The organism is Microlunatus aurantiacus (assembly GCF_039536605.1).
Taxonomy (GTDB): domain Bacteria; phylum Actinomycetota; class Actinomycetes; order Propionibacteriales; family Propionibacteriaceae; genus Microlunatus; species Microlunatus aurantiacus.
The window spans coordinates 406,637-430,498 of record NZ_BAAAYX010000003.1 but is presented as its reverse complement, the minus strand read 5'-3'; the positions used below and the strand labels follow the sequence as shown (position 1 = coordinate 430,498).

Here is a 23,862-nt window from a genome sequence, read left to right as displayed (position 1 = left end):
CATGACTGCACCCACCACCGTCCATCTCGTCTCCCTGGGCTGCGCCCGCAACGACGTCGACTCCGAGGAGCTGGCCGCGCGGCTCGAGCTGGGCGGGTTCGCTCTCGTCGAGGACCCCGCCGACGCGGACGCGGTGATGGTGAACACCTGTGGCTTCGTCGAGTCGGCCAAGAAGGACAGCATCGACACCCTGCTGGCGGCCGCGGACCTCAAGGTCGACGGGCGGACCCAGGCGGTCGTGGCCGTCGGCTGTCTGGCCGAGCGCTACGGTGCCGAGCTGGCCGAGTCGCTGCCCGAGGCCGACGCCGTGCTCAGCTTCGACGACTACGCCGACGTCGCCGACCGGCTGCAGACGATCCTCGACGGCGGCTCTCACCAGCCCCACGTGCCCCGCGACCGCCGGCGGTTGCTGCCGCTGGCGCCGGCCGATCGGGCCGCCTCGGCGGGAGCGGTCAGCACGCCGGGCCACGGCATCCCCGAGCTCCCCGCGGGGGTCGCGCCGGCCAGTGGCCCGCGGGTGCTCCGCCGACGACTGAGCTCGAGCCCGTGGGCGCCGCTCAAGCTGGCATCCGGCTGCGACCGGCGGTGCACCTTCTGCGCGATCCCGGCGTTCCGCGGCGCCTACCTGTCGCGGCCGCCGGCGGAGGTGCTGACCGAGGCCCGCTGGCTCGCCGAGAACGGGGTCAAGGAGGTGCTGCTGGTCAGTGAGAACTCCTCCTCGTACGGCAAGGACCTCGGGGACCTGCGGCTGCTGGAGAAGCTGTTGCCCGAGCTGGCCGCGGTCGACGGGCTGGAGCGGGTGCGGGTGACCTACCTGCAGCCGGCCGAGATGCGTCCCGGTCTGATCGAGGTGATGGCCGGCACGCCCGGGGTGGTGCCCTACTTCGACCTGTCCTTCCAGCACGCCTCGGGTCCGGTGCTCCGCCGGATGCGCCGGTTCGGGGACGCCGACTCGTTCCTGGCCCTGGTCGACCAGGTGCGTGCCAAGGTGCCCGAGGCGGGCATCCGCAGCAACGTGATCGTCGGCTTCCCCGGCGAGACCGATGACGACATCCAGGTGCTGGGTGACTTCCTGGTCGCGGCCCGGCTGGACGCCATCGGCGTGTTCGGCTACTCCGACGAGGAGGGCACCGAGGCGGTCCGGCTCGACCACCACCTCGACCTCGACCTGGTCGAGGAGCGCCGCAGCCGGATGGCGGACCTGGCCGACGAGCTGGTGGCGCAACGGGCCGAGGAGCGGATCGGTAGCGTGCTCCGGGTGCTGGTGGACGAGATCGACACCGACAGCGGCTCGGCCGTGGCGGTCGGCCGCGCCGACCACCAGGGCCCCGAGGTGGACGGGGTGACGCTGCTGGCGCCGGATGGTCTGCGGATCGGCGACCTGGTCGAGGTGGACGTCACCGACACCGACGGGGTCGACCTGCGGGGTGTGGTCCTCGATCCGGTACGGGAGCCGGTGGCGGCGCGGTGACCGCGTCCGGCGGTGCCACGGGCCACCCCACCGAGCCGGCGGAGAGCTCCCCCTGGAACGTGCCGAACGCGCTGACGGCGATCCGGTGCGTGCTGGTGCCGGTGTTCGCCTGGATGCTGCTGGCTCACCCCGCCGAGGCCGGCTGGCGGGTCGGCGCCACCCTGGTGTTCGCCGTCGCCATCCTGACCGACTTCGTCGACGGCTACCTGGCCCGCCGCTACGACATCGTGACGAAGTTCGGCAAGCTCGCCGACCCGATCGCCGACAAGGCGCTCACCGGGATGGCCTTCATCGGGTTGTCGATCATCGGCGAGCTGCCCTGGTGGATCACCGCGATCATCCTGGTCCGTGAGTGGGGCATCACGCTGATGCGCTTCCTGGTGCTCCGGTACGGCGTGATGGCCGCCAACCGCGGCGGCAAGATCAAGACCGTGCTGCAGGCGGTGGCGCTGATCCTCTACCTGCTGCCGCTGCCCGTCACCGGACCGCTGCACTGGCTGGCGGTGATCGTGATGGGGGCGGCCTTCCTCGTCACCGTGGTCACCGGTCTGGACTACGTCCGCGAGGCCGTCAGGCTGCGGCGCCGGGCCACGTCCGCCACCAGGTGAGGAGGATCAACCACCAGGTGAGGATCAGCCGATGAGCGCGGCGGACGGTCCTGCCTCCCCGGCCACGGCTGCGCTGGCCGGGACCGTGGTGACCGCGTTGCGCGAGCGGGCGCAGACAGTGGCCACGGCCGAGTCGCTCACCGGGGGACTGGTCGGAGCCGCCCTCACCGACGTCCCCGGGGCGTCGGCGGTCTACCGCGGGGGACTGATCGTGTACGCGACCGAGCTGAAGGCCGCGCTCGCCGGGGTCTCGGACCGAACCCTGGCTGCCGACGGCCCCGTGGCGGCCTCGACGGCCGCCGAGCTGGCCCGCGGGGCGGCGACGGTGTGCGGAGCCGACTGGGGTCTGGCGACCACGGGGGTGGCGGGGCCGGAGCCACAGGACGGCCATCCCGTCGGTCAGGTGTACGTGGCGGTGGCCGGCCCGGTGTCACGCGCCGCCGGTGAGGACCGGCCGGTCCTGGTGGCCGAGCTCGAGCTCCGCGGGGACCGATCGGCCATCCGGGCGCAGACCACCCGGGCGGTGTTCCGGCTGCTGCTCGACGCCGTCCGGGGCGACGACGACGACCGTGCGGCCGCGGGACAGGGTGCGACCGACCGGCGCGGTGGGCCGGTGTCCGGGGCGGAGATCTGAGGGACACGTTGCCCACCGCTCGGTCGGCCCCCGTGCTGTCGGACCGGCTGGGTACAGTTTCTGCATGCGACTCACTTCCCCGCCGAAGCAGGTGCTCGTCCGTGAGCTCATCGGTGAGTCGCTGCGCGAGGAGCGGATGGCTCAGGCCAAGACGCTGCGAGCGGTGTCGCAGTCCGCGCGGGTGAGTCTCGGCTACCTCTCGGAGGTCGAGCGAGGGCAGAAGGAGGCCTCCAGCGAGCTGCTGGCGGCGATCTGCTCCGCCCTGGACGTCCCGCTGTCGGTGATCTTGAACCTGGTCAGCGAGAAGATGGCCGCGCACGAGCAGCTGCACCGACGGGTGGCCGCGCTGCCGACCATCCACGAGACGGTGGCGCAGGCCGCGGCCTGACCTGGCCCCGAGATCGGGACCCGCCGATCCGGACCTCGATCTCACCCGCGGACCGGCCCGCTCAGCGCCGGTCGAGCGTGTCCGCGTGCCCCGGGGTCGGCCGCAGCCGAAGTCCGGACGGCGTCATCACGAAACCCGCCTCCTGCAGGCTGCTGCTGACCGCCGCCGACCCGAACACGTGCTGACCGTCGGCCCGCTCCACCGTCAGCCGGCCGAGCTGCCCCAGCCGCACCGCGCGGGCCAGGGCCTCGGCGGCCGGGGTGAGCACCTCGGCGTCGTCGGTGAACGAGAGCAGGGTGCGCCCACCGCGCTCCACGTAGAAGACCAGCCGGCCGTTGACCAGGATGACCAGGGCGCCGGGCTTGCGCCCCGGTCGATGACCTTCGCGCTCCGGCCAGGGGAGGCCGGCGCCGTACGGGTTCGCCGGGTCGCAGGCCGCCAGCACCAACCCGCGGGCCTCCCTGGGCTCGCTCTGCTCGGCCCGCAGCCGATCGACCGCGCCGGTGGAGGCGAACTGTGCGGCGCCCAGACCCTCGATGAAGTAGCCGCGCCGGCACTGGCTGGACTCCTCCAGCGCGCTGAGTGCCCGGTAGGCCGTGCCGAAGCCACCCTCGAGGGCCTCGGTGAGCACGCTCCCGCGGGTGACGACGCCGTAGCGGTCGAGCTGGGCGAACATGGCGTCGGCCAGCCGGGCCGCCGGTGGCTGCGACACCGCCGCGACCAGCGACCAGCGACCCACTGTGGTCGGTGAGCTGATCCGGGCCGGTCGGTCACCGCGGCCCGGTCGCGGGATCCGGGGCCGACCGCGGTAGCTGCGGGGGGCGGGGCGGCGGACGGTCTTGTGCGCGCCCCCGGTGGTCAGGTTGCGCACCGCGGCGAAGGTGTCGCTGCTGACCAGGCCCGCCCAGACCAGCTGCCACAGGGCGCTCACCCAGCCGGCCTGCTCGCGCTCGGCCTCGGCCGGCAGCAGGGAGTCGAAGAAGTAGCCGCCGGTCGGCGCGAAGCCCTCCAGCAGCGTCCGGGCCTGCGCCGACTCCACGTCGCCGCGGGCGGTCGGCGGATCGGCCCCCGGCAGATGGAACCGGATCCAGCCGTCGCGCTCGCCGATCGGTCCGTCGCCCACCCAGAACACCTCGCCGGCAGTGGTCAGCTCGTCCAGCATCCCCGGGCGGTAGTCCTCCACCCGGGCCGGCAGGATCATCGACTCCACGGCGCTCGCCGGCATGGCGTACCCGGCCAGCTGCTCGAGGGTGGACAACACGGCATCGGTGCCGCGGGAGCGCGAGCCCACGCCTTGCCACTCGGTCAGGAACCGTGCGTACGCGACCTGCTCCACCGGCTCGACCTCGCGGCGCAGCGCGGCCAGCGAGCGACGCTTGATCAACGCCAGCACCTGGGTGTGGCAGAACTGGTCGACGTCCGGCGTCCCCGGCGCCGGGTCGACGAAGGAGCCACGGACCACGGTCCCGGCCCGGACCAGGTCGGAGCAGGCGGCCTCCACCACCGCGCGACCCAGCCCGTAGCGTGCGGCGACCACGGCGATGGTGAACGGCCCGTGGGTGCGGGCCCAGCGCTGCACGAGGTCCTGGATCGGGTGGCTGCTGGTGTCGGTCTCGAAGGCGGCGGCCACCCCGGGTGGCACCGGAACACCCAGACCGTCACGGAGCCGGGGCACGTCCTCGACCACCGCGACCATGTCCCGTCCGGCGATGCGGAGCCGGACAGCGCGACGGGCGCCGGTCAGCTCGTCCAGCGCACGCTCGAGGTCGAGCTCGCTCACCCGGTCGATGAGCTCGACCGAGGCGAACGGGCCGGCGGTCCGCAGCAGGTCGTACAGCTGCTCGGTGGTGGTGGCGCGGCGCTGCTCGCTCAGCCCCTGCAGATCGGCCTCGGTCGCCGCGATGACCTCGGGGTCGAGCAGCTGCCGCAAGCCGTCCTTGCCGAGCAGCTCGGCCAGCAGACCGGCGTCCAGGGACAGGGCCGCGGCCTTCTTCTCCGCGAGCGGCACGTCGCCCTCGTAGACGAAGGCGCCGACGTAGCCGAACAGCAGCGACTTGGCGAACGGCGACGGCTCGCGGGTCTCGACCTCCACCAGGCGGATGGTCCGGGCCGCGAGCTGGCGCTGCACCTCGATCAGACCGTCGAGGTCGAAGACGTCGGTCAGGCACTCCCGCATCGTCTCCAGCACGATGGGGAACTCCGGGTACTGCGCGGCGACGGTGAGCAGCTGCGCCGAGCGCATCCGCTGCTGCCACAGGGGCGAACGGGACTTGGGGTCGCGCCGGGGGAGCAGCAGGGCCCGGGCGGCGCACTCCCGGAAGCGGGCGGCGAACAGCGCCGACCCGCCGACCTCGTCGGTGACGATGGCCTCCAGCTGCTCGGGGTCGACGATCACCAGATCGGCACCGGGCGGCTCGGACTCGGTGTCGGGGACGCGGAGCACGATGCCGTCGTTCGTGGCGGTGGCCTGCACCTCCATGCCGTAGCGGTCCCGGGCGGCCCGCTCGATGGCCAGCGCCCAGGGGGTCAGCACGCCGGACCCGAGGGGGGAGTGCAGGCACACCCGCCAGTCACCGAGCTCGTCGCGGAACCGCTCCACCACCACCGTGGTGTCGGTGGGCAGCGCGGCCGTGGCCTCGTGCTGCTCCGCCAGATAGCTCTGCAGGTTGCGCGCCGCGAACTCGTCCAGCCCGGCCTCGCGCAGCCGATCGTACGCGACCCCGTGGTCGAGAGTGCCGATCTCGCGGACGAAGGCGCCGAAGGCGCGACCCAGCTCCAAAGGCCGGGGCGGCGAGTCGCCCTTCCAGAACGGCAGGCGGCCGGGCACACCCGGGGCGGGGGACACCAGCACCTGGTCGTGGGTGATCTGCTCGACCCGCCAGCTGGTGGTGCCGAGGGTGAACACGTCCCCGACGCGGGTCTCGTAGACCATCTCCTCGTCGAGCTCGCCGACCCGGCGACCGGGGTTGTGCTTGCCGGAGGCCGATCCCTCGCCGACCAGGAAGACACCGAAGAGGCCTCGGTCGGGGATGGTGCCGCCGGAGGTGACGGCCAGGCGCTGCGCACCGGGTCGCCCGGTGAGGACCCCGGTGTCGCGCTGCCAGACGATCCGCGGGCGCAGCTCGGCGAAGTCCTCGGAGGGGTAGCGCCCGCTGAGCATGTCCAGGGTCGCCTCGTAGGCACTGTGCGGGAGCTCGGTGAAGCCGTTCGCCCGACGGACCAGTGCGTAGACGTCGTCGGCCTTCAGCTCGGTCGGCGTCCCGTCCGGACCGCCGATGGCGGCGGCCGCCACCACGGCGACGATCTGCTGGGCCAGCACGTCGAGGGGGTTGCGCAGCGTCGCGACCTCCTCGATGGCACCGACCCGCATCCGCTCGACCACCACGGCGGACTCGATCAGGTCGCCACGGTGGTTGGGGAAGAACACCCCGCGCGACGTGGCACCCACCTGGTGACCCGCCCGGCCCACCCGCTGCAGCCCGCTGGCCACCGAGGGTGGCGCCTCCACCTGGACGACGATGTCGACAGCACCCATGTCGATGCCGAGCTCCAGCGAGGAGGTCGCCACCACGCACGGCAGCCGACCGGACTTGAGGTCGGCCTCGATCTGCGCCCGCTGCTCCTTGCTGACCGAGCCGTGGTGAGCCCGGGCGACCACCCGGGCGCCCGTGCTGCCGTCGTGACCGGCGCTCGACCCCGACTGCGCCATGATCTCGGCCGGCGGGGCGTGCGTGGTCGGTGTCCCCGGCGGCTCGGCTCCGCCGTCGGGTGGGGGGTCGGTGGCCCGCGCCTCCTCGTCCCGCTCGGCCCGCAGCTCGTTCAGGTGGGCGGTCAGCCGCTCCGCCAGCCGGCGGGAGTTGGCGAACACGATGGTGGAGTGGTGCGCGTCGATCAGGTCGAGGATCTGGTTCTCGACGTGGGGCCAGATCGACGGCCGGGGCGGCGGGGAGCCGTCGGAGTCGAGGTCCGGGCTCGGCGTCGAGGCGGTGGACGCCAGGTCACCCATGTCCTCCACCGGCACGACCACCGAGAGGTCCCACGCCTTCGACGCCGGCGGCGCCACCACCGTCACCGGATGGACGCCACCGAGGTAACGAGCCACCCGCTCCGGTGGCCGGACGGTCGCCGAGAGACCGATCCGCTGGAAGGGTCGGTGACTGCTCGCCTCGCCCGAGGTCCCGGCCTGCTCGGCGACCAGGGCGTCCAGCCGCTCCAGCGACAGGGCCAGGTGGGCCCCGCGCTTGGTGCCGGCGAGGGCGTGCACCTCGTCGATGATCACGGTCTGCACGTGGCGGAGCACATCCCGAGCCGCCGAGGTGAGCATCAGGAACAGCGACTCGGGGGTGGTGATCAAGATGTCCGGCGGCCGGCTGACGATCTTGCGCCGGTCACCGGCCGAGGTGTCGCCCGAGCGAACCCCGACGCTGATCGACGGCGGTGTCTGCCCCAGTCGGAGGGCGGTCTGGGTGATGCCGGCCAAGGGTGCCCGGAGGTTGCGCTCCACGTCGACGGCCAGCGCCTTGAGCGGCGAGACGTAGAGCACCCGGCAGCGTTGCTTGGCCGTCGGGTGCGGGTCCTTGATCAACGAGTCGAGGGCGGACAGGAACGCCGCCAGGGTCTTGCCCGATCCGGTCGGCGCGATGACCAGGGCGTTCTCGCCCGACGAGATGGCCCGCCACGCGCCGGCCTGGGCGGCGGTGGGCTCGGCGAACACCTCGGCGAACCAGGTGGCGGTCGCCGGGCTGAACGTGGCCAGCGGGTCCGCCGCCGTCGGGGTCTGAACAGGCACCCGCTCATCCTGCCCGGTGGCACCGACAGTCGGGGTCCTCGCGCCGGAGGGGAGCGTCCCGGCGGGAGCTGCGGTCCGGACTGATCCGGACGCTCCGGGGCGCGGCTGCTCACGTGGGCGGTGGTCCTCGCCGCCGCCGCAGTTGGGACTTCGGCGGGAGGCCCCTAGTCTCGTCCTCGCGGAGCAGGTGAGCAGACGGAGTGGACCGATGAAGGAAACCGAGCTGTGGGCGCGGCTGGACACCCATCTGGGTCGCGGCTACAGCCGAGTCTGGTCGGCCGAGCACAGCCTGGCCGAGCTGGACAGCCGGACCGTCGACCAGGCCTTGGCGGCCGGGCTGTCGGCCAAGGAGATCTGGCGCGCCGTCTGGACCGCCCTCGACCTGCCGGCCCGCGAGCGCTGACGCGTCGGCGTGTCGGGCTGTTGTTCGAACACGTGTTCGCCTAGGCTCGCTGGCACGAGATATCCACAGGTGAGAGACGACCTCGAGCGCTGTCCACAGATCTGATCGCGCCCCGGTCGGATGTCGGTGGGGATCCTTAGGGTCTTGGCGATCGAGAACACACAGCAGGCAGCCACCCGCAGGGGTGAACGAGAGGAACGACCGTGGCGGTAGCAGACCGGGACAAGGCGCTCGAGGCAGCGCTCGCCCAGATCGACAAGCAGTACGGCAAGGGCTCGGTGATGCGTCTCGGTGACGAGGTCCGGGCGCCCATCGAGGTCATCCCGACCGGTTCCATCGCGCTGGACCTGGCGCTCGGCATCGGTGGTCTGCCGCGCGGCCGCGTGGTCGAGATCTACGGACCGGAGTCCAGCGGCAAGACCACCGTCGCTCTGCACGCCATCGCCAACGCTCAGGCCGGCGGGGGCATCTGCGCCTTCATCGACGCCGAGCACGCGCTGGATCCCGACTACGCCGAGAAGCTGGGGGTTGACACCGACGCCCTGCTGGTGAGCCAGCCGGACAACGGTGAGCAGGCCCTGGAGATCGCGGACATGCTGGTCCGCTCGGGTGCGCTCGCGCTCATCGTCATCGACTCCGTCGCCGCCCTGACCCCCCGAGCCGAGATCGAGGGCGAGATGGGCGACAGCCACGTCGGTCTGCAGGCGCGGCTGATGAGCCAGGCGCTGCGCAAGATGACCGGCGCGCTCAACGGCGCCAACACGACAGCGATCTTCATCAACCAGCTGCGCGAGAAGATCGGTGTCATGTTCGGTTCGCCGGAGACCACCACCGGTGGACGGGCGCTGAAGTTCTACTCCTCGATCCGGTTGGACGTCCGGCGGATCGAGACCCTGAAGGACGGCCAGGAGATGGTCGGCAACCGGACCCGGGTCAAGGTCGTCAAGAACAAGGTCGCTCCGCCGTTCAAGCAGGCCGAGTTCGACATCCTGTACGGGCACGGCATCAGTCGCGAAGGCAGCCTGATCGACCTGGGTGTCGAGGTCGGGATCATCCGCAAGGCCGGCGCGTGGTTCACCTACGACAGCGACCAGCTGGGCCAGGGTCGGGAGAACGCCCGGAACTACCTCCGCGCCAACCCCGATCTGGCCAACGAGCTGGAGAAGAAGATCAAGGAGCTGATGAACATCGGCCCGCAGGTCGACGTGCCCGCCGGGGTCGATCCGGTGACGGGTGAGGTCGAGTTCTGAGCGAGATGACACCGTCTGATCCTGTCGAGCAGGCACGCGCCTGGCTGGAGGAGAAGACCGGTCAGCCGGCTCCAGAGCCCCTGGCGAGGGCCGAGTTCCTTACCGGGGCGGAGTCCCTTACCGGGGTGACCGGGGCCGGGGTGACCGGGGCCGGGGTGACCGGGGCCGCTGATCCAGTTCAGTCTGTCGGCGACCCTCGACCGGCGTCGCCGCGCGGCGCCTGGGGGGCGTCCGGCTCAGGTCTCTCCGCGGCCGAGTCTGGCCGCGCGTCGTACGTTCCGCGAGCCCCGGATTCTGACTCGTCGGGCGGAGACTCTCCCGGCGACGGCCGTTCCGACGGCAGTCCGGCCGGCCGGGGTGCGGGACCCGGAGGGTCACGCACCGCAAGGTCACGCACGCGGCGTTCGTCGACCCGGAGATCGTTCGGGGTGGGCACGTCGGAGCCGGACGACGGGCCACCCGAGCCCGACGCCGATCCGGTGGGCACGGCGCGCACCATCGCGCTGCGGAAGCTGACCGCGTCGGCCCGGACCCGGCACGAGCTGGACGAGGCCCTGCAGAAGAAGAACGTGCCGGACGAGATCGCCGCCGCGGTGCTGGACCGCTTGGAGGACGTCGGCCTGATCGACGACGGGGCCTTCGCCCAGAGCTGGGTGGAGTCCCGGCAGCAGCGTCGGCATCTGTCCCGCTCGGCCCTGCGCCGAGAGCTGCAGACCAAGGGGGTCGACCGCGAGCAGGTGGAGGCCGCGCTGGCCTCGGTGGACAGCGAGGACGAGCTGACGGCGGCCCGGACGCTGGCCGCCAAGAAGGTGTCGAGCATGCACGGCTTGGACCGGGTGGTGCGCGAGCGGCGGCTGGCCGGGGTGTTGGCTCGGCGCGGCTTCGGGTCGGGGATCGTCACGACGGTCCTGGGCGAGCTGCGCGACGGACAGGGTGCTTGACCGGCTGGAAGGTCCGCCCTAACCTGCACTCACGAGGTTTTACGGCAAAGTTGAACGAATAGTTGACATGTGTCGGGTTGTCCCCGGCGCGTGAGTGAAATCGTGAACATCCCCTTATCTGCTGACGCGTAGTCCCACAACTGCACAGGCGCCGCGCCGGGTTTGACCAGCACCTGGTCAGGCGCCGCGGCCTCTCTTCGTCTTTGCCGCAAGGCCTCTTGAAGGCGCGCTTCGGCGTGCAGACAGGAGTGCTAACGATGGTGGACTCTGGGCTTTTCGAGATCGCGGTCCTTGCGGGTATCTTCCTGCTCTTTCTCGTCGTCGCTGCGATCGCTTTTCTGACCTACAAGCGCCACACGAACAAGACCACGATGTCGGATCCGACCCCGGCGGAGGCTTCGCTCGACGAGGGGGCAGCGCTCCGGCAGCAGGAGGCCGAGGGGGCGGCGCTACGGGTCCGCTCCGACGCGGAGGCGTACGCCGGCGAGCTCCGGGCCAAAGCCGATGACCAGCTGGAGGCGATCGAGTCCGCGCGGCGGGAAGCCGAGGACGAGATCCGGCAGCGTCGGCACGAGCTCCGCGACCAGCGGCTCGAGATCGAGCGGCGCGAGCAGCGGTTGGCCGACCGCGAGGAGCGCCTCGACGGCGACAGCCGCGCGCTGGAGGAGAAGGCGCGGCACCTCGACGTCGTCAAGGCCGAGCTCAAGGCGCAGCGCCGGACCCTCGCCGAGGCCGAGGCCGACCACGAGCACGCCCTCGAGCGGATCGCCGGGCTGACCGCCGAGCAGGCCAAGGCCGAGCTGATCGCCGCCGTCGAGCACGACGCGAAGAGGCACGCCGTGATCCTGGCCCGCGACATCGAGCGCGAGGCGACCAAGCAGGCGGAGTCGCGGGCGCAGATGATCGTGGTCGGCGCGATCCAGCGGGTCGCATCCGAGCAGACGTCGGAGTCGGTGGTGTCGGCCGTCCACCTGCCCGGTGACGACATGAAGGGTCGCATCATCGGCCGCGAGGGTCGCAACATCCGGGCCTTCGAGCAGGTGACAGGGGTCAACGTGATGATCGACGACACCCCGGAGTCCGTGCTGCTGTCCTGCTTCGACCCGGTCCGGCGGGAGACCGCGCGGATGACGTTGACCGAGCTGGTCAAGGACGGCCGGATCCACCCCGCGCGGATCGAGGAAGTGCACGAGCGGAGCAAGGGCCAGATCGAGCAGCAGTGCCTGCGGGCGGCCGAGGACGCCCTGGCCGAAGTGGGCATCTCCGACCTGCATCCCGCGCTCATCCCCATCCTGGGCAGCCTGCGTTACCGGACCTCGTACGGGCAGAACGTGCTCAAGCACCTGGTCGAGTCCGGGCACATCGCCGGGCTGATGGCCGCCGAGCTCGGGCTGGACATCGCCCAGTGCCGCCGCGCCGCCTTCCTGCACGACATCGGAAAGGCGCTCACCCATGAGGTCGAGGGCTCGCACGCCATGATCGGCGCCGACCTGGCGCGCAAGTACGGCGAGAACGCCGACATCGTGCACGCCATCGAGGCCCATCACAACGAGGTCGAGGTGCGCACGGTGGAAGCGGTGCTGGTGCAGGCGGCCGACGCGATCAGCGGCAGTCGACCGGGCGCCCGGCGGGAGAGCATCGAGGCGTACGTGCAGCGGCTGGAGAAGCTGGAGAGTCTCGCCTCGGCCCACGCCGGGGTGGACAAGGTGTTCGCCATGCAGGCCGGACGCGAGATCCGGGTGATGGTGGCTCCGGAGCAGATCGACGACATCGAGGCGCAGGTGATGGCCCGTGACCTGGCCAAGCAGATCGAGGAGGAGCTGACCTACCCGGGGCAGATCAAGGTCGTCGTGGTGCGCGAGTCGCGGGCGACGGAGACCGCTCGGTGACCTCGACCGTCGACACCGGCCGTGCGGCAGCACCGGCTTCCTCGCCCGCGCCGCCCCTGGACGTGGTCTCGCTGCGGGCCGACGTCCCGGCCCTGGCGTCCGGCCTCGCGTTCTTCGACTCACCGGGCGGCACCCAGACCCCGTCCCCGGTGATCGAGGCCATCGCCGCCGCCCTGACCGCCCCCCTGGCCAACCGCGGCCACGACAACCCGGCTCAGCGCAACGCCGATCAGATCGTGGTGGACGCCCGGGCGGCGATGGCGGACTACCTCGGTAATGACGCCGCGGGGATCGTGTTCGGCCGCAGCGCGACCCAGCTGACGCTCGAGTTCGCCCGCACCCTGGCCCGGGACTGGGGGCCCGGGGACGAGGTGGTGGTCACCCGGCTCGACCACGACGGCAACATCCGCCCCTGGGTGCTGGCGGCCGAGCGGGTCGGCGCCACCGTACGGTGGGTCGACTTCGACCCGGCGACCGCGGAGCTGGATCTGGACCAGCTCGAGGCGAGCCTGACCTCCCGGACCCGGCTGGTGGCCGTCACGGGCGCCAGCAACCTGCTGGGCACGATCCCGGACCACGCCCGGATCGCCTCCCTGATCCACGGGGCCGGGGGTCCCGGGGCCGGCGGCCACGGGGGCGGGTGCAGAGCCAGGACCGTGTTCTGGGTCGATGCCGTCCACCTGGCCGCCCATGTCCGCGTCGACCGGGCCGCCCTCGGCGCCGACGTGGTGGTCTGCTCGCCCTACAAGTTCGGCGGTCCGCACCTCGGCGCGCTGGCCGCCGATCCCGCCTGGCTCGAGCAGCTGCGGCCCGACAAGCTGCTGCCGTCCAGCGACACGGTGCCGGAGCGGTTCGAGCTCGGCACGTTGCCGTACGAGCTCCTGGCCGGCACCACGGCGGCCGTGGACTACCTGGCCGGCCTGGGCGCGGGAGAGGACCGGGCGGACCGGCTGACCTCGGCCTTCGAGCGGCTCCACCTGCAGGAGCAGCAGCTGCTGACGCGGCTGGAGAACGGACTCCGCGCCCTGGGGGCCGTTCTGTACAGCGCAGCCTCCCGGCGCACGTCCACGGTGCTCTTCGACCTGCCCGGACGACCCGCCGGCGAGGTGAGCCTGGCCCTGGCGGCGCAGGGGGTCAACGCTCCCGCCGGGTCCTTCTACGCCCTCGAGGCGTCGCGGCATCTCGGGCTCGGAGACGATGGCGCCGTGCGCGTCGGCCTGGCCCCGTACAACGACCTCGACGACGTCGACCGGCTTCTCGGGGCCCTCCGGAACCTCCGCTGACCCGCGACCCGGGCGCACGCAAGACCCCGGCTCGCTCGAGACCCGGCTGGCCACGACCGGCGGCCGGCTCGGGCAGCCCGGCTACCGGGGCCCGGTGGTCTCCGCCGCCTCTTCCTGGCGGGCTTCCTCGGCGGCCAGGGCGGGGTTCGTGCCCGGGTCCAACGGACCGGGCTTGATGCCGCGCTTGCCGCTGCGCAGCCGGGACTCCAGCGCCCGGGCCACCCGCGTGAGCGCCCAGTTGATGACGATGTAGATGCCTGCCAGCACGATCAGGGTGGGGATGAGGTTGCCCTTGAAGACCGCCAGGTTCTGGCCCTGGCGGAGCAGCTCCAGGTAGGCGATGTTGTAGGCCAGCGCCGAGTCCTTGAGGATGACCACCAGCTGGCTGACGATCGACGGCAGCATGGCGGTGATGGCCTGGGGCAGCAGCACCGACCACAGGGTCTGGCCGGAGGTGAGCCCGATCGCGTAGCCCGCCTCGCGCTGGCCACGGGGCAGCGAGTGCACCCCGGACCGGACCAGCTCGGCGATGACACAGGCGTTGTAGAACGTCAGACCCACGACCGCGCCGAACAACGGCAGCGCGGTGCCGCTGATGCCGAGCGCGAACAGGCCGAAGTAGTAGGCGAAGAACATCATCATCAGCACCGGGATCGAGCGGAAGAACTCCACGAAGATCCCGCAGACGATGCGGACGGGGGCCAGCTCGGACAGGCGACCGAGACCGAGCAGGACACCGGCGGCGACGGCGATGACGACGCTGATCACTGCCGCCTGCAGGGTGCCGATCAGGCCCGGGATCAGGTAGTCCTTCCACGAGGACCACTCGAGGAACGGGAGCCACTTCGCGGCGGTGAGCTGGTTGTTGGTCGGGTTGGCGAGCCCCCGGATGATCAGGAACAGCAGCCCGAGAAGGAGCAGCACGCCGACGGCGGCCACGATCCGGTAGCGGACGAGGGCCTTGGGCCCGGGGGCGTCGAACAGGACGCTGGACTCGCTCATCGCTGCACCGCCAGCCTGCGGGACAACCAGGTGAAGAACAGGCCGACCGGCAGGGTGAGCACGACGAAGCCGAAGGCCATGATGAAGAACACCCAGTAGAGCAACGAGATGTTGAACTCGAACATGTTGCGCATCATCAGGGCCGGCTCGGCGACGCCGATGGTGGCCAGCACCGTCGTGTTCTTGGTCAGCGCGATCAGCGTGTTCCCCAACGGTGCGATGGCCCCTCGGAAGGCCTGCGGCAGGATGATCGTGGTGATGGTCGGGAGGAACGGCAGACCGATGGCCCGGGCGGCCTCAGCCTGACCCTGGGGCACGGTGTTGATGCCGCTCCTGATCGCCTCGGCCACGAACGAGGCGTGGTAGACCGAGAGCGCCACGACCCCCCAGCGGAAGTTGTTGTCGACGATCGAGGTCGGCGAGTCGGCGGGTGCCAGGTAGATCTGCAGGGTGTTCAGCAGGCCGAAGGCGCAGAAGAACACCACCAGCGTGAGCGGGGTGTTGCGGATCAGGGTGACGTACGCGGTGCCGAAGATCTGGAACACCCGGACGGGGGAGACACGCATGATCGCGACCACGGTGCCGATCACCAGCGCGCCGATCGCCCCGAAGAAGGTCAGCTTGATCGTCATCCAGAACGCGGCGAAGACGTTGTACTCATCCAGCAGGGTCTGCAGGCCGTCCATCGGCTCCCACCTTCAGCTCATCGGACAACGGACGGGTGGACCGCGCGCGGGCCGAGAGAGGTCCCGACCCGCGCACGGGCGGAAAGCGCTTCTCTCAGCTGCAGGCGTCCGGCTTCGGCGGGTTGGTGGCCGCATCGGGCTTGAAGCCCGAGGCGCCGACGGTGTCGGCGATCGCCTTCTCCCACGCGCCGTCGGACACCATCTTCTCCAGCGCGGTGTTGATCTTGCCGCACAGGTCGGTGTCGCCCTTCTTGATGCCGACGCCGTAGCGCTCTTCGGAGAACGGCTTGCCGACCACCTTGAGCTTGCCCTGGTACTGGGACTGGGCCGCGAAGCCCGCCAGGATCACGTTGTCGGTGGTGACCGCGTCGATGGCACCCGAGTTCAGGGCCTCGACGCACTTGGAGTAGGTGTCGTACTCCTGCAGCTGGACCCCGGAGGCGTAGTTGTCCTTGATCTTCTTCGCCGACGTGGAGCCGGTCACCGAGCACAGCTTCTTGCCGTTCAGGCTGTCCGGCCCGGTGATGTCGGTGTTGTCGGACTTCACCAGGAGATCCTGCCCGGCGATGAAGTACGGACCCGCGAAGGAGATCTTCTGCTTGCGGTCGTCGGTGATGGAGTAGGTGGCGAAGATCATCTTCACCTGGTCGCTCTGGATCAGCGTCTCGCGCTGGGCCGACGGTGACTCCTTGAACTCGACCTCGGTGTAGCCGAGCTCCTTCGCCACGTACTGCGCCACCTGGACGTCGAAGCCGGTGTACGTGTCACCCTCCTTGAGGCCCAGACCGGGCTGGTCGAACTTGATGCCGATGACGACCTTGCCGCCTTCGCCGGGAGCACCCCCGGTGTCGCTGTCCCCGCCACAGGCGGCCAGCGGTAGTGCGAGTAGGAGTCCGGCGCCGATGGCCAGGATCCGCTTGGTCAGCTTCATGCATTCCTCCGTTGGTAGGGCTCAACGCTGAGCTCTCAGATCGGTGGGCACCGATCAGTGGGTCAGGATCTTGCTCAGGAAGTCCTTGGCGCGGTTGCTCTTCGCGGCGGTGAAGAAGGTCTCCGGGTCGGCCTCCTCGACGATCTGGCCGTCGGCCATGAAGACCACCCGGTTCGCGGCCTTGCGGGCGAACCCCATCTCGTGGGTGACTACGATCATGGTCATGCCCTGGCGGGCCAGACCGACCATCACGTCCAGCACCTCGTTGACCATCTCCGGGTCCAGAGCCGAGGTGGGCTCGTCGAACAGGATGACCTTGGGGTCCATGGCCAGCGCGCGGGCGATGGCCACCCGCTGCTGCTGACCGCCGGAGAGCTGGGCCGGGTACTTGTCGGCCTGGCTGTCCACGCCCACGCGCTTCAGCAGCTCCATCCCGCGCTTCTTGGCCTCGGCCGCGGACTTCTTCCGCACCTTGATCGGACCGAGCGTGACGTTCTCGAGGATCGTCTTGTGCGCGAACAGGTTGAACGACTGGAACACCATCCCGACGTCGGCGCGCAGCTGGGCGAGGGCCCTGCCCTCGTCGGGCAGCGCCTTGCCGTCGATGGTGATCGTCCCCGACTGGATCGTCTCCAACCGGTTGATCGCGCGACACAGCGTGGACTTGCCGGACCCCGAGGGTCCGAGCACCACGACGACCTCGCCCTTGTGCACGGTGAGGTCGATGTTCTGCAGGACATGGAGGTCGCCGAAGTACTTGTCGACGTCGTCCAGCACGACCAACGGCTCCCCGATGCTGTCCGGGGCGACCGACGGTCCTTCGGTGGGGTCGTTCAGGTCAACCGGCTCCGCCGCTTCCGCCATGGGCCGACCCTAGACGAGATCATGCGGCAGCGGTGGGACGCGGATGTTGAGATTCGGTTACTTCCGGTGTCGGGCGAGAGGATCTCGTCCCAGGCGTCTCACCTGTCCGCACCGCCTCCGTCTGTCTCAGCCCCCGTCGATGCCCCACTCGCGGGTGACCGACGCCCCGGCCGGGATGATGATCATGTCGTCGTGGGTCGGTCCCGGGTTGAAGGCGTTCGGGCCGCACGTCATCGGCTCCAGCGCGATCGACAGGTCGCGGCGGTCGTTGCCGGTGAACACCTGGATCCAGTCCAAGCCCTCGCCCGCCCACAGCTCGGCCCACCGGTCTCCCCGTTCCAGCCGCGCCCGCCAGCGACCGTCCGCCCCCCGGGTCAGTCCGGACAGCGCCGTGTCGAACCGTCGCGCTCCCAGCGGTGCGGCGGTGCGCAGGTCCTCGTCGCGGCCCTCGACCAGGATGAGGTCCACCGGCAGCAGCCGGTCGTCGACATCGAGGTAGCGCTCGGCCGGCACCGAGATCACCACGTCGTCGACGGTGTCCTCACCGACAGTCAGATAGGGGTGCGCGGCGTAGCCGTACGGCACGGCTCCCGAGCCGAGGTTGCTGACGGTGACCGTGGTGACCACGCCGTCCTCGCCGACCGCGTGCACCACCGTGGCCTCGATGGCCCCCGGCCAGCCGGACTGCGGGTAGACCCGGACGCGCTGCTCGACCCGGTCCTCGCCGTGCGCCACCAGCTGCCAGGGAACGTGACGGACGAGGCCGTGGATGGCGTTGTGCCGGTCGGGCTCGGACAGCGAGAGCTGCTGGGCGGCGCCCTCGAAGGTGTAGCGGCCGTCGCGGATCCGGTTGGGCCACGGCAGCAGTTGCTGCCCCCGGCCACCGTGGATGACCTCGTCGGCGGCGAACCCGCGGACCACGTCCCGGCCGTCCACCGCGTACGAGCGCAGGGTGGCACCCACCTCGGTGACGACCGCGCGGCGCCTGCCGGCCACGATCTCGTACTGGTCTCCGGTCGGGTTCACCGCTGTGTGAGTCACGCTGTCCGACTGTAGTGACCGACGCTGTCCGTCTCCAGTGACTGCTCGGTGCGGCGGTGATCGGGACTATCCTGTGACCCGCCATGACCAGCCACACCGCCGCCCGGACGTACCAGATCCGCACCCACGGGTGCCAGATGAACGTGCACGACTCCGAGCGTCTCGCCGGGCTGCTGGAGGGCGCGGGCTACGCCAAGGCCGGCGACGCCGAGCAGGCCGACGTCGTGGTCTTCAACACCTGCGCCGTCCGCGAGAACGCCGACAACCGCCTGTACGGCAACCTCGGTCAGCTCGCTCCGGTGAAGAAGGCCAGACCCGGGATGCAGATCGCGGTCGGCGGCTGCATGGCTCAGAAGGACCGGGGGGTCATCCTCGAGCGGGCCCCGTGGGTCGACGTCGTGTTCGGCACCCACAACATCGGTCAGCTGCCGACGCTGCTGGAGCGGGCCCGGATCGCCGAGGAGGCGCAGGTCGAGATCGCCGAGTCGCTGGAGCGGTTCCCCTCCACGCTGCCGACCCGGCGCGACTCGGCGTACGCGGCCTGGGTGTCGATCAGCGTGGGCTGCAACAACACCTGCACGTTCTGCATCGTGCCGAGCCTGCGGGGCAAGGAGACCGACCGGCGCCCGGGGGACGTGCTGGCCGAGGTCGAGGCGCTGGTGGCCGAGGGCGTGCAGGAGATCACCCTGCTGGGTCAGAACGTGAACGCGTACGGGGTCGAGTTCGGGGACCGGCAGGCGTTCGCCAAGCTGCTCCGGGCGTGCGGGCAGGTCGAGGGCCTGGAGCGGGTCCGGTTCACCTCGCCGCACCCCAAGGACTTCACCGACGACGTGATCGCGGCGATGGCCGAGACCCCGAACGTGATGCCACAGCTGCACATGCCACTGCAGTCCGGGTCGGACCGGGTGCTCAAGGCGATGCGGCGGTCCTACCGCAGCAGCCGCTACCTGTCGATCATCGAGAACGTCCGCGCCGCGATGCCCCACGCGGCCATCACCACCGACATCATCGTCGGCTTCCCCGGCGAGACCGAGGACGACTTCGCCGCCACCCTCGACGTGGTGCGGGAGTCGCGGTTCGCGTCCGCCTTCACCTTCCAGTACTCGATCCGGGCCGGCACCCCGGCGGCCACCATGCCGGACCAGGTGCCCAAGGCGGTCGTCCAGGAACGCTACGAGCGCCTGGTCGAGCTGGTCGGGGAGATCTCCTGGGCGGAGAACCTGGCCCAGGTGGGGCGCACCGTCGAGGTGATGTTCGCCGACGGTGAGGGACGCAAGGACGCCGTCACCGCACGGCTGTCCGGCCGGGCGCGGGACAACCGACTCGTGCACGTCGCCGTGCCCGAGGACGACGCGCACCGACCGCGGCCCGGCGATCTCGCCGAGGTGGAGATCACCTACGCCGCTCCGCACCACCTGACCGCGGATCACGGGCTGCTGTCGCTGCGCCGGACTCGCGGGGGGGATGCCTGGCAGGCGCGGCGGGACGGCGCCGACGTGCCGGTCGCCCCGGGCTCGGTCGGCCTGGGCACTGGCGGGCTGGGCTCTGTCGGACTGGGAATGCCCGGACTCGGCGTACCGGCTCCGCTGCCGCCCGCAGCGGCCTGCGTCGTCGGCTGAGCCGGGCGTCTCGATCACTGGCGTTGCTGGATCAGGCGGAGGGCGTACGCGGGCCAGAACTGCCCGGCCGGCGGCTCGCCATCGCGACAGTTGCCGTCGGAGGCCCCGGGTTCCTTGATCCACAAGAAGGCCACGGCCCGTGCCCGGTCGGGCCCGATCCGAGGGTTCTGGCCCAGCGCCACGCCCGACGGGTTGCACCACGCGTCGATGCCAGCCGGGTCGGCGTCCGGGGCTCCGCGCCCGTTGCGGGAGACGTCGACGACGTACTGTTGGCCGCCGAGCGCGGCCGAGAGGGCGTCACCGTAGACCTGGTTGTCCGTCGTCGTGGCGAAGTTCGAGACGTTCAGGCTGAAGCCGTCAGCCCGAGCGGCTCCGCTGGCCCGCAAGGCCCCCGCCAGGGCGGAGGAGTCGGCGATCCAGCCCGGGTGGCCCGCATCGAGGTAGACGAAGGTGTTCTCGTGCGCGGCCAACAGGTCGACCGCCGCGGCCAGCATCGCGTAGGTGGCCGCTGCGTCACCGTCCTGCGCGCACTGCCCGCTCAGCGCCTGCGGGATGGCGTCCGGTTCGACGATGACCAGTGCCCGCTGGTCGGCGATGGCGTCGGCGACCGTCCGGACCCAGGCCAGGTAGCTGGACTGCTCGCCCGCCCCGCCGGCGGAGTAGGAGCCGCAGTCCCGACCGGGGCGGTGGTAGAGGACCAGCACCGGCAGCTGACCGCTGACCGCGGCGGCCCGGGTGACGCGTCGTGCCAGGGCGGTCGGATCGTCGTTCACCAGCCAGGTGGCGACGGGCTGGGAGCTGATGGGGCCCAGACCGTCCGCGGCGGTCGCGTCGCCCGCGGCGCGCAGCTGCTGCTCGGCCAGGGCTGCAGCCGACTGCGGGTCGACCCACAGGGTGGAGCCGGCAAGCGGATTGGCCGGCTCGGGGTCAGTGCCCGGGCCGCACGCCGCCGTCCCGGCCAGCACGGCCGCGGCGATCGCCCAGGCGACCATCCGCCGACGCAGCCTCATGGCGGCGGATGCTACGCGGCGTCAGGCGGCCGACTCGAGCTTGGCGGCGGTCTTGGCCAACTTGGCCTTCTTCAGCGCCTTCTTGTTGCGGGCGTTGGCGAAGAGGTGGCGGGCATCCTCCGGAGCGAGCTTGCCTTCGGACAGGAGCCGGATCGGACACCGCTTGCAGCGCGGTCGGTCCTCGCAGCACTTCTTCTTCGGTCGTACGGGCACGGAACGACCCTAGCAGTTAGGTGAGGGTTGCCTCACCCAGGCGACCGATGGAGGCGCTGACGAACCGGGGCCGTGGTCAGATGGTGATCATGACCGATGACTGGCAGTGGTTCTGGGCGGGGGAGGGCGGCCGCGACCGCATCCTGCGGGACGAGGTCGAGGGCCTGCACGCGCAGCTGTCGAGTGCCAGCTCGCAGACCCATCGGCTGAGCAGCCAGCTCGCCAGCTTGTCCGGTTCGATCGAGACCCGGTTGACCGCCCTGTCCGCGGCCTTCGACGCCTACGTCGAGCTCGGTGACGTGCGCGAGGAGCTAGCCGCCTTCGAGGAGTCGGCGAGGGTGCGGCGGTCGGTGATGACGGCCGTCGATGCCCTGGCCGGTGGGCGACCGGCCACCGCCATCGATCCGGGCGGTCTGGACTACTGGCTGCCGTACGCGATGAACGCCGTGATCGGGCTGGTCGGGGGACAGCCCGACCCGGCGGTCCTCGACCAGGCCCGGGCCCTGTCGCCGGAGGCGGACACGTTCGTGGTGGCGGCCTGCGGAGCACTCGGCCGGGGAGCCGTCGTCGCGCACCTGCTCCCGGGCGTGCTGGTGAGCGACACCGAGCTGACCGAGCACCAGCAGCGGATCTGGCGGGCCGCGGCTACCGGCGTCTTCGGCGACCTGGACGGTCTGGCCACGGTGTGGCAGCAGGCGCTGGAAGCCGAGCCCGTGGTCGGTTGGGCCTCCTGGGTGGACGGGTACGCGCCGGCTCCGGCTGACGGCATCGGCTGGCTGTGCGCCCTGGTCACTCCTGACGGTCCCTCGGTCTCGCCGACCGGGACCGCACCGCGGCGCGCCGTCGACACCCCGCTGGGTCAGCTCCTGCCCGAGCGGTCCGCCGTGGCGCTCCCGGTGACGGAGGTCGCCCCGGACGGCGAGCTCCGGGCGGTGGCCACCGACCTGATCGGGCGCGGGATGCCGGCGGAGACTCCGCTGCTGCAGCGCTCCCGGGAGCTGCGCGCGCGGATCGAGCGGCCCGGCGAGAGCCCGGGGCCGGCTGCCTCGTCGACCCCCGGCGAACAGCCGGCGACGGTGGTCTCCGAGGTCCGACGCGCTCTGCTGCTGCCCTCGACCTCGCCGGCGGTCAGGGCGACCCTGCTGTCCTGGGTCGGCGGCGCGCTGGCGGCGGTGACGAAGCGGCTGATGATCACCGTCACGCGGGCGCAGCCCGCCCAGGAGACGGTGCGGGTGGCCGGTGCGGAGGTCGTGGTGACCCCGCGGGGGGCCGAGCCGGCAGAGGTGGAGGCCGGCGTGGCGCGGCTGCACGCCCTGCACCACGTACCGCCCGCGCTGTCCGTCGGCCTGACCGCGGCGGCCGGTGTGGCCGTGCTGCTCACGTTGGTGCTGGCGGTGGTCGGCACCGACTGGGCCTGGCTGTTCGGTGTGGTTGCCGTCGGGTGCGCGATCGGTGCCGGTCGCCAGCTGCAGCGACGACGCGCGGCCGGGCGGGACGAAGGGGCCGCCGAGCACCGATTCCGGCAACAGGTCCGGGAGGCGACGGAGCGGGTGGGGCGGGCCGAGGAGCAGCGCTCGGCCGAGCTGGTTCGGCTGACCGGCGAGGCAGCTGCGCTGACGGCGCAGCTGCCCGCACCGGCCGGCTCGCGGACTCAGGCCGGCGGCTGAGTCCGGTTGTCGTCCATCGCCTTCTTGGCCTGCTCGGCCGCCTGGTCGATCTGGCTGCTGTGCTGACCACCGGTCTTCTGGTCGATCAGGTCTGCCGCCTTGTCGATGCCCTGATCGACCTTGTCGTTGTGCTCGTTCAGCAGGTCCTTGGCCTTGTCGAAGATGCCCATGCTCAGTTCCTCTCGCCGGTAGGTTCGGTCACGTCATGTCTACCCTGCAGCACCGACGGTCCTGCGTGGACCCCGCCATCGACCGTACGGTCGTGGTGGTCGGACCCACCGCCTCCGGCAAGTCCGGCCTGGCGATCGCCCTGGCCGAGCGGCTGATCGCCGGAGGTCGACCGGCCGAGATCGTCAACGCCGACTCGATGCTGGTCTACCGCGGGATGGACATCGGTACGGCGAAGCCCTCGGCCGACGAGCGGCAGCAGGTGCTGCACCACCTGGTGGATGTCCTCGAGGTGACCGAGACGGCCACGGTGGCGCAGTTCCAGACCCGGGCCCGAGAGGCGATCGCGGACTGTCGGGCTCGCGCGGTGGTGCCGATCGTCGTGGGTGGCTCGGCCCTGTACATCCGGGCGATCGTCGACGACTTCGTGTTCCCCGGGACGGATCCCGCCGTCCGTGCTCGGTGGGAGGCCGAGCTCGCCGAGGTCGGCTCGCCGGCACTCCACGCGCGGCTGGCCCTTCTCGACCCGGCGGCAGCAGCCGCCATCGAACCGGCGAACGGTCGGCGGGTGGTCCGTGCCCTGGAGGTCATCGAGCTGACCGGACAGCCGTACCCCGCGCAGCTGCCCGAGCGGCGGTATCTGCTGCCGGGGGTGGTCCAGCTGGGTCTGCGGCTGGAGCGTCCGGTCCTGGACGCACGCATCGAGCAGCGGGTCGCCGCCATGTGGGCCGCCGGGCTGGTCGACGAGGTCGCCCGACTGGCAGAACACGGCTTGCGGGAGGGCGTGACGGCCTCGCGGGCCCTCGGCTACCGACAGGTGCTCGAGCTGCTCGACGGACAGGTCGACGAAGCGGAGGCGCAGCGGCGTACGGTCGTCGCCACCCGTCGCTTCGCACGGCGCCAGGACTCCTGGTTCCGGCTGGATCCGCGGATCACCTGGTTGGCCTACGACCGGCCGGACCTGGTCGCCGCGGCCCTCGCAGCCGCTGAAGTGGAAGACTGAGC

At 71.4% G+C, this 23,862-nt stretch carries 21 protein-coding genes; 12 read left to right on the top strand and 9 right to left on the bottom strand.

Features of this window, described 5'->3' with window-relative positions; genetic code table 11:
• Position 1 precedes the first annotated feature (1 nt).
• The 4 genes from rimO to ABD714_RS07545 all read left to right on the top strand — a co-directional run bounded on the left by rimO (position 2) and on the right by ABD714_RS07545 (position 3,101).
• Entirely contained in the window at positions 2–1,471 is a 1,470-nt protein-coding gene (gene rimO, locus ABD714_RS07560; protein ID WP_344811692.1) for a 30S ribosomal protein S12 methylthiotransferase RimO, read from the top strand.
• Positions 1,468–2,079, top strand: a complete 612-nt coding sequence (gene pgsA, locus ABD714_RS07555) for a CDP-diacylglycerol--glycerol-3-phosphate 3-phosphatidyltransferase (RefSeq protein WP_344811691.1) — start codon at positions 1,468–1,470, stop codon at positions 2,077–2,079. Before rimO ends, pgsA begins: the two co-directional genes overlap by 4 nt.
• Positions 2,080–2,110: 31 nt before the next feature.
• The gene (locus tag ABD714_RS07550; protein WP_344811690.1) at positions 2,111–2,713 is read left to right on the top strand and encodes a CinA family protein; all 603 of its coding nucleotides are present in this window, start codon (positions 2,111–2,113) and stop codon (positions 2,711–2,713) included.
• Between the two features lie 64 nt (positions 2,714–2,777).
• Complete coding sequence (locus ABD714_RS07545) at positions 2,778–3,101, top strand: helix-turn-helix domain-containing protein (RefSeq protein ID WP_344811689.1); 324 nt, start codon at positions 2,778–2,780, stop codon at positions 3,099–3,101.
• Positions 3,102–3,162: 61 nt separating this feature from the next.
• On the opposite strand, the gene ABD714_RS07540 is transcribed toward ABD714_RS07545, so the two are convergent.
• Complete coding sequence (locus ABD714_RS07540; protein ID WP_344811688.1) at positions 3,163–7,890, bottom strand: ATP-dependent helicase; 4,728 nt, start codon at positions 7,888–7,890, stop codon at positions 3,163–3,165.
• Positions 7,891–8,098: 208 nt separating this feature from the next.
• Between ABD714_RS07540 and ABD714_RS07535 the strand changes: the two genes are divergently transcribed.
• The 5 genes from ABD714_RS07535 (at position 8,099) to ABD714_RS07515 (ending at position 13,656) form a co-directional block, all read left to right on the top strand.
• Complete coding sequence (locus ABD714_RS07535; RefSeq protein WP_344811687.1) at positions 8,099–8,293, top strand: DUF3046 domain-containing protein; 195 nt, start codon at positions 8,099–8,101, stop codon at positions 8,291–8,293.
• Positions 8,294–8,496: 203 nt separating this feature from the next.
• Positions 8,497–9,543, top strand: a complete 1,047-nt coding sequence (gene recA / locus ABD714_RS07530) for a recombinase RecA (protein WP_344811686.1) — start codon at positions 8,497–8,499, stop codon at positions 9,541–9,543.
• Positions 9,544–9,971: 428 nt separating this feature from the next.
• A complete protein-coding gene (locus tag ABD714_RS07525) occupies positions 9,972–10,484 on the top strand; it encodes a regulatory protein RecX (protein ID WP_344811685.1) in 513 nt (170 codons plus the stop codon).
• 257 nt (positions 10,485–10,741) lie between these two features.
• Positions 10,742–12,373, top strand: coding sequence for a ribonuclease Y (gene rny / locus ABD714_RS07520; protein WP_344811684.1), 1,632 nt, complete (start codon positions 10,742–10,744; stop codon positions 12,371–12,373).
• Complete coding sequence (locus tag ABD714_RS07515; protein WP_344811683.1) at positions 12,370–13,656, top strand: cysteine desulfurase-like protein; 1,287 nt, start codon at positions 12,370–12,372, stop codon at positions 13,654–13,656. Before rny ends, ABD714_RS07515 begins: the two co-directional genes overlap by 4 nt.
• Positions 13,657–13,737: 81 nt before the next feature.
• Here ABD714_RS07515 and ABD714_RS07510 read toward each other — a convergent pair whose 3' ends face one another.
• The 5 genes from ABD714_RS07510 to ABD714_RS07490 form a co-directional block, all read right to left on the bottom strand.
• Positions 13,738–14,658, bottom strand: coding sequence for an amino acid ABC transporter permease (locus tag ABD714_RS07510; protein WP_344811682.1), 921 nt, complete (start codon positions 14,656–14,658; stop codon positions 13,738–13,740).
• Entirely contained in the window at positions 14,655–15,344 is a 690-nt protein-coding gene (locus tag ABD714_RS07505) for an amino acid ABC transporter permease (protein ID WP_344811681.1), read from the bottom strand. The genes ABD714_RS07510 and ABD714_RS07505 overlap by 4 nt, the downstream gene beginning before the upstream one ends.
• 94 nt (positions 15,345–15,438) lie before the next feature.
• On the bottom strand, positions 15,439–16,275 hold the full coding sequence (locus tag ABD714_RS07500) for a glutamate ABC transporter substrate-binding protein (RefSeq protein WP_344811680.1): 837 nt from the start codon (positions 16,273–16,275) through the stop codon (positions 15,439–15,441).
• A 54-nt stretch (positions 16,276–16,329) separates the two neighbouring features.
• Positions 16,330–17,139, bottom strand: a complete 810-nt coding sequence (locus ABD714_RS07495) for an amino acid ABC transporter ATP-binding protein (protein WP_425562351.1) — start codon at positions 17,137–17,139, stop codon at positions 16,330–16,332.
• A gap of 126 nt (positions 17,140–17,265) precedes the next feature.
• Positions 17,266–18,180, bottom strand: a complete 915-nt coding sequence (locus tag ABD714_RS07490; protein ID WP_344811679.1) for an aldose 1-epimerase family protein — start codon at positions 18,178–18,180, stop codon at positions 17,266–17,268.
• A gap of 83 nt (positions 18,181–18,263) precedes the next feature.
• On the opposite strand from ABD714_RS07490, the gene miaB reads away from it, so the two are divergent.
• A complete protein-coding gene (gene miaB / locus ABD714_RS07485) occupies positions 18,264–19,799 on the top strand; it encodes a tRNA (N6-isopentenyl adenosine(37)-C2)-methylthiotransferase MiaB (RefSeq protein ID WP_344811678.1) in 1,536 nt (511 codons plus the stop codon).
• A gap of 14 nt (positions 19,800–19,813) precedes the next feature.
• Here miaB and ABD714_RS07480 read toward each other — a convergent pair whose 3' ends face one another.
• Both ABD714_RS07480 and ABD714_RS07475 read right to left on the bottom strand, forming a co-directional pair.
• The gene (locus ABD714_RS07480; protein ID WP_344811677.1) at positions 19,814–20,809 is read right to left on the bottom strand and encodes a glycoside hydrolase family 6 protein; all 996 of its coding nucleotides are present in this window, start codon (positions 20,807–20,809) and stop codon (positions 19,814–19,816) included.
• Between the two features lie 21 nt (positions 20,810–20,830).
• The gene (locus tag ABD714_RS07475; RefSeq protein ID WP_344811676.1) at positions 20,831–21,022 is read right to left on the bottom strand and encodes a hypothetical protein; all 192 of its coding nucleotides are present in this window, start codon (positions 21,020–21,022) and stop codon (positions 20,831–20,833) included.
• An 89-nt stretch (positions 21,023–21,111) separates the two neighbouring features.
• Between ABD714_RS07475 and ABD714_RS07470 the strand changes: the two genes are divergently transcribed.
• Positions 21,112–22,689 (top strand): hypothetical protein, encoded by a 1,578-nt coding sequence (locus ABD714_RS07470; protein ID WP_344811675.1) that lies wholly within the window; start codon positions 21,112–21,114, stop codon positions 22,687–22,689.
• Here the strand turns inward: ABD714_RS07470 and ABD714_RS07465 are convergent.
• On the bottom strand, positions 22,674–22,859 hold the full coding sequence (locus tag ABD714_RS07465; protein WP_344811674.1) for an antitoxin: 186 nt from the start codon (positions 22,857–22,859) through the stop codon (positions 22,674–22,676). The genes ABD714_RS07470 and ABD714_RS07465 overlap by 16 nt on opposite strands.
• A 35-nt stretch (positions 22,860–22,894) precedes the next feature.
• On the opposite strand from ABD714_RS07465, the gene miaA reads away from it, so the two are divergent.
• Positions 22,895–23,860 carry a tRNA (adenosine(37)-N6)-dimethylallyltransferase MiaA gene (gene miaA, locus ABD714_RS07460; RefSeq protein ID WP_344811673.1) on the top strand — a complete coding sequence of 322 codons (966 nt, stop codon included), beginning with the start codon at positions 22,895–22,897 and terminating at the stop codon, positions 23,858–23,860.
• The last annotated feature ends 2 nt before the right edge of the window (positions 23,861–23,862 follow it).

What these genes read in the sequence shown, in the direction of transcription:
- rimO (WP_344811692.1), top strand. Translation starts at nt 2, where the DNA reads ATGACTGCACCCACCACCGTCCATCTCGTCTCCCTGGGCTGCGCCCGC.
- ABD714_RS07550 (WP_344811690.1), top strand. Translation starts at nt 2,111, where the DNA reads ATGAGCGCGGCGGACGGTCCTGCCTCCCCGGCCACGGCTGCGCTGGCC.
- ABD714_RS07545 (WP_344811689.1), top strand. Translation starts at nt 2,778, where the DNA reads ATGCGACTCACTTCCCCGCCGAAGCAGGTGCTCGTCCGTGAGCTCATC.
- ABD714_RS07535 (WP_344811687.1), top strand. Translation starts at nt 8,099, where the DNA reads ATGAAGGAAACCGAGCTGTGGGCGCGGCTGGACACCCATCTGGGTCGC.
- rny (WP_344811684.1), top strand. Translation starts at nt 10,742, where the DNA reads ATGGTGGACTCTGGGCTTTTCGAGATCGCGGTCCTTGCGGGTATCTTC.
- ABD714_RS07510 (WP_344811682.1), bottom strand. Translation starts at nt 14,658, where the DNA reads ATGAGCGAGTCCAGCGTCCTGTTCGACGCCCCCGGGCCCAAGGCCCTC.
- ABD714_RS07505 (WP_344811681.1), bottom strand. Translation starts at nt 15,344, where the DNA reads ATGGACGGCCTGCAGACCCTGCTGGATGAGTACAACGTCTTCGCCGCG.
- ABD714_RS07500 (WP_344811680.1), bottom strand. Translation starts at nt 16,275, where the DNA reads ATGAAGCTGACCAAGCGGATCCTGGCCATCGGCGCCGGACTCCTACTC.
- ABD714_RS07495 (WP_425562351.1), bottom strand. Translation starts at nt 17,139, where the DNA reads ATGGCGGAAGCGGCGGAGCCGGTTGACCTGAACGACCCCACCGAAGGA.
- miaB (WP_344811678.1), top strand. Translation starts at nt 18,264, where the DNA reads ATGACCAGCCACACCGCCGCCCGGACGTACCAGATCCGCACCCACGGG.
- ABD714_RS07480 (WP_344811677.1), bottom strand. Translation starts at nt 20,809, where the DNA reads ATGAGGCTGCGTCGGCGGATGGTCGCCTGGGCGATCGCCGCGGCCGTG.
- ABD714_RS07470 (WP_344811675.1), top strand. Translation starts at nt 21,112, where the DNA reads ATGACCGATGACTGGCAGTGGTTCTGGGCGGGGGAGGGCGGCCGCGAC.
- ABD714_RS07465 (WP_344811674.1), bottom strand. Translation starts at nt 22,859, where the DNA reads ATGGGCATCTTCGACAAGGCCAAGGACCTGCTGAACGAGCACAACGAC.
- miaA (WP_344811673.1), top strand. Translation starts at nt 22,895, where the DNA reads ATGTCTACCCTGCAGCACCGACGGTCCTGCGTGGACCCCGCCATCGAC.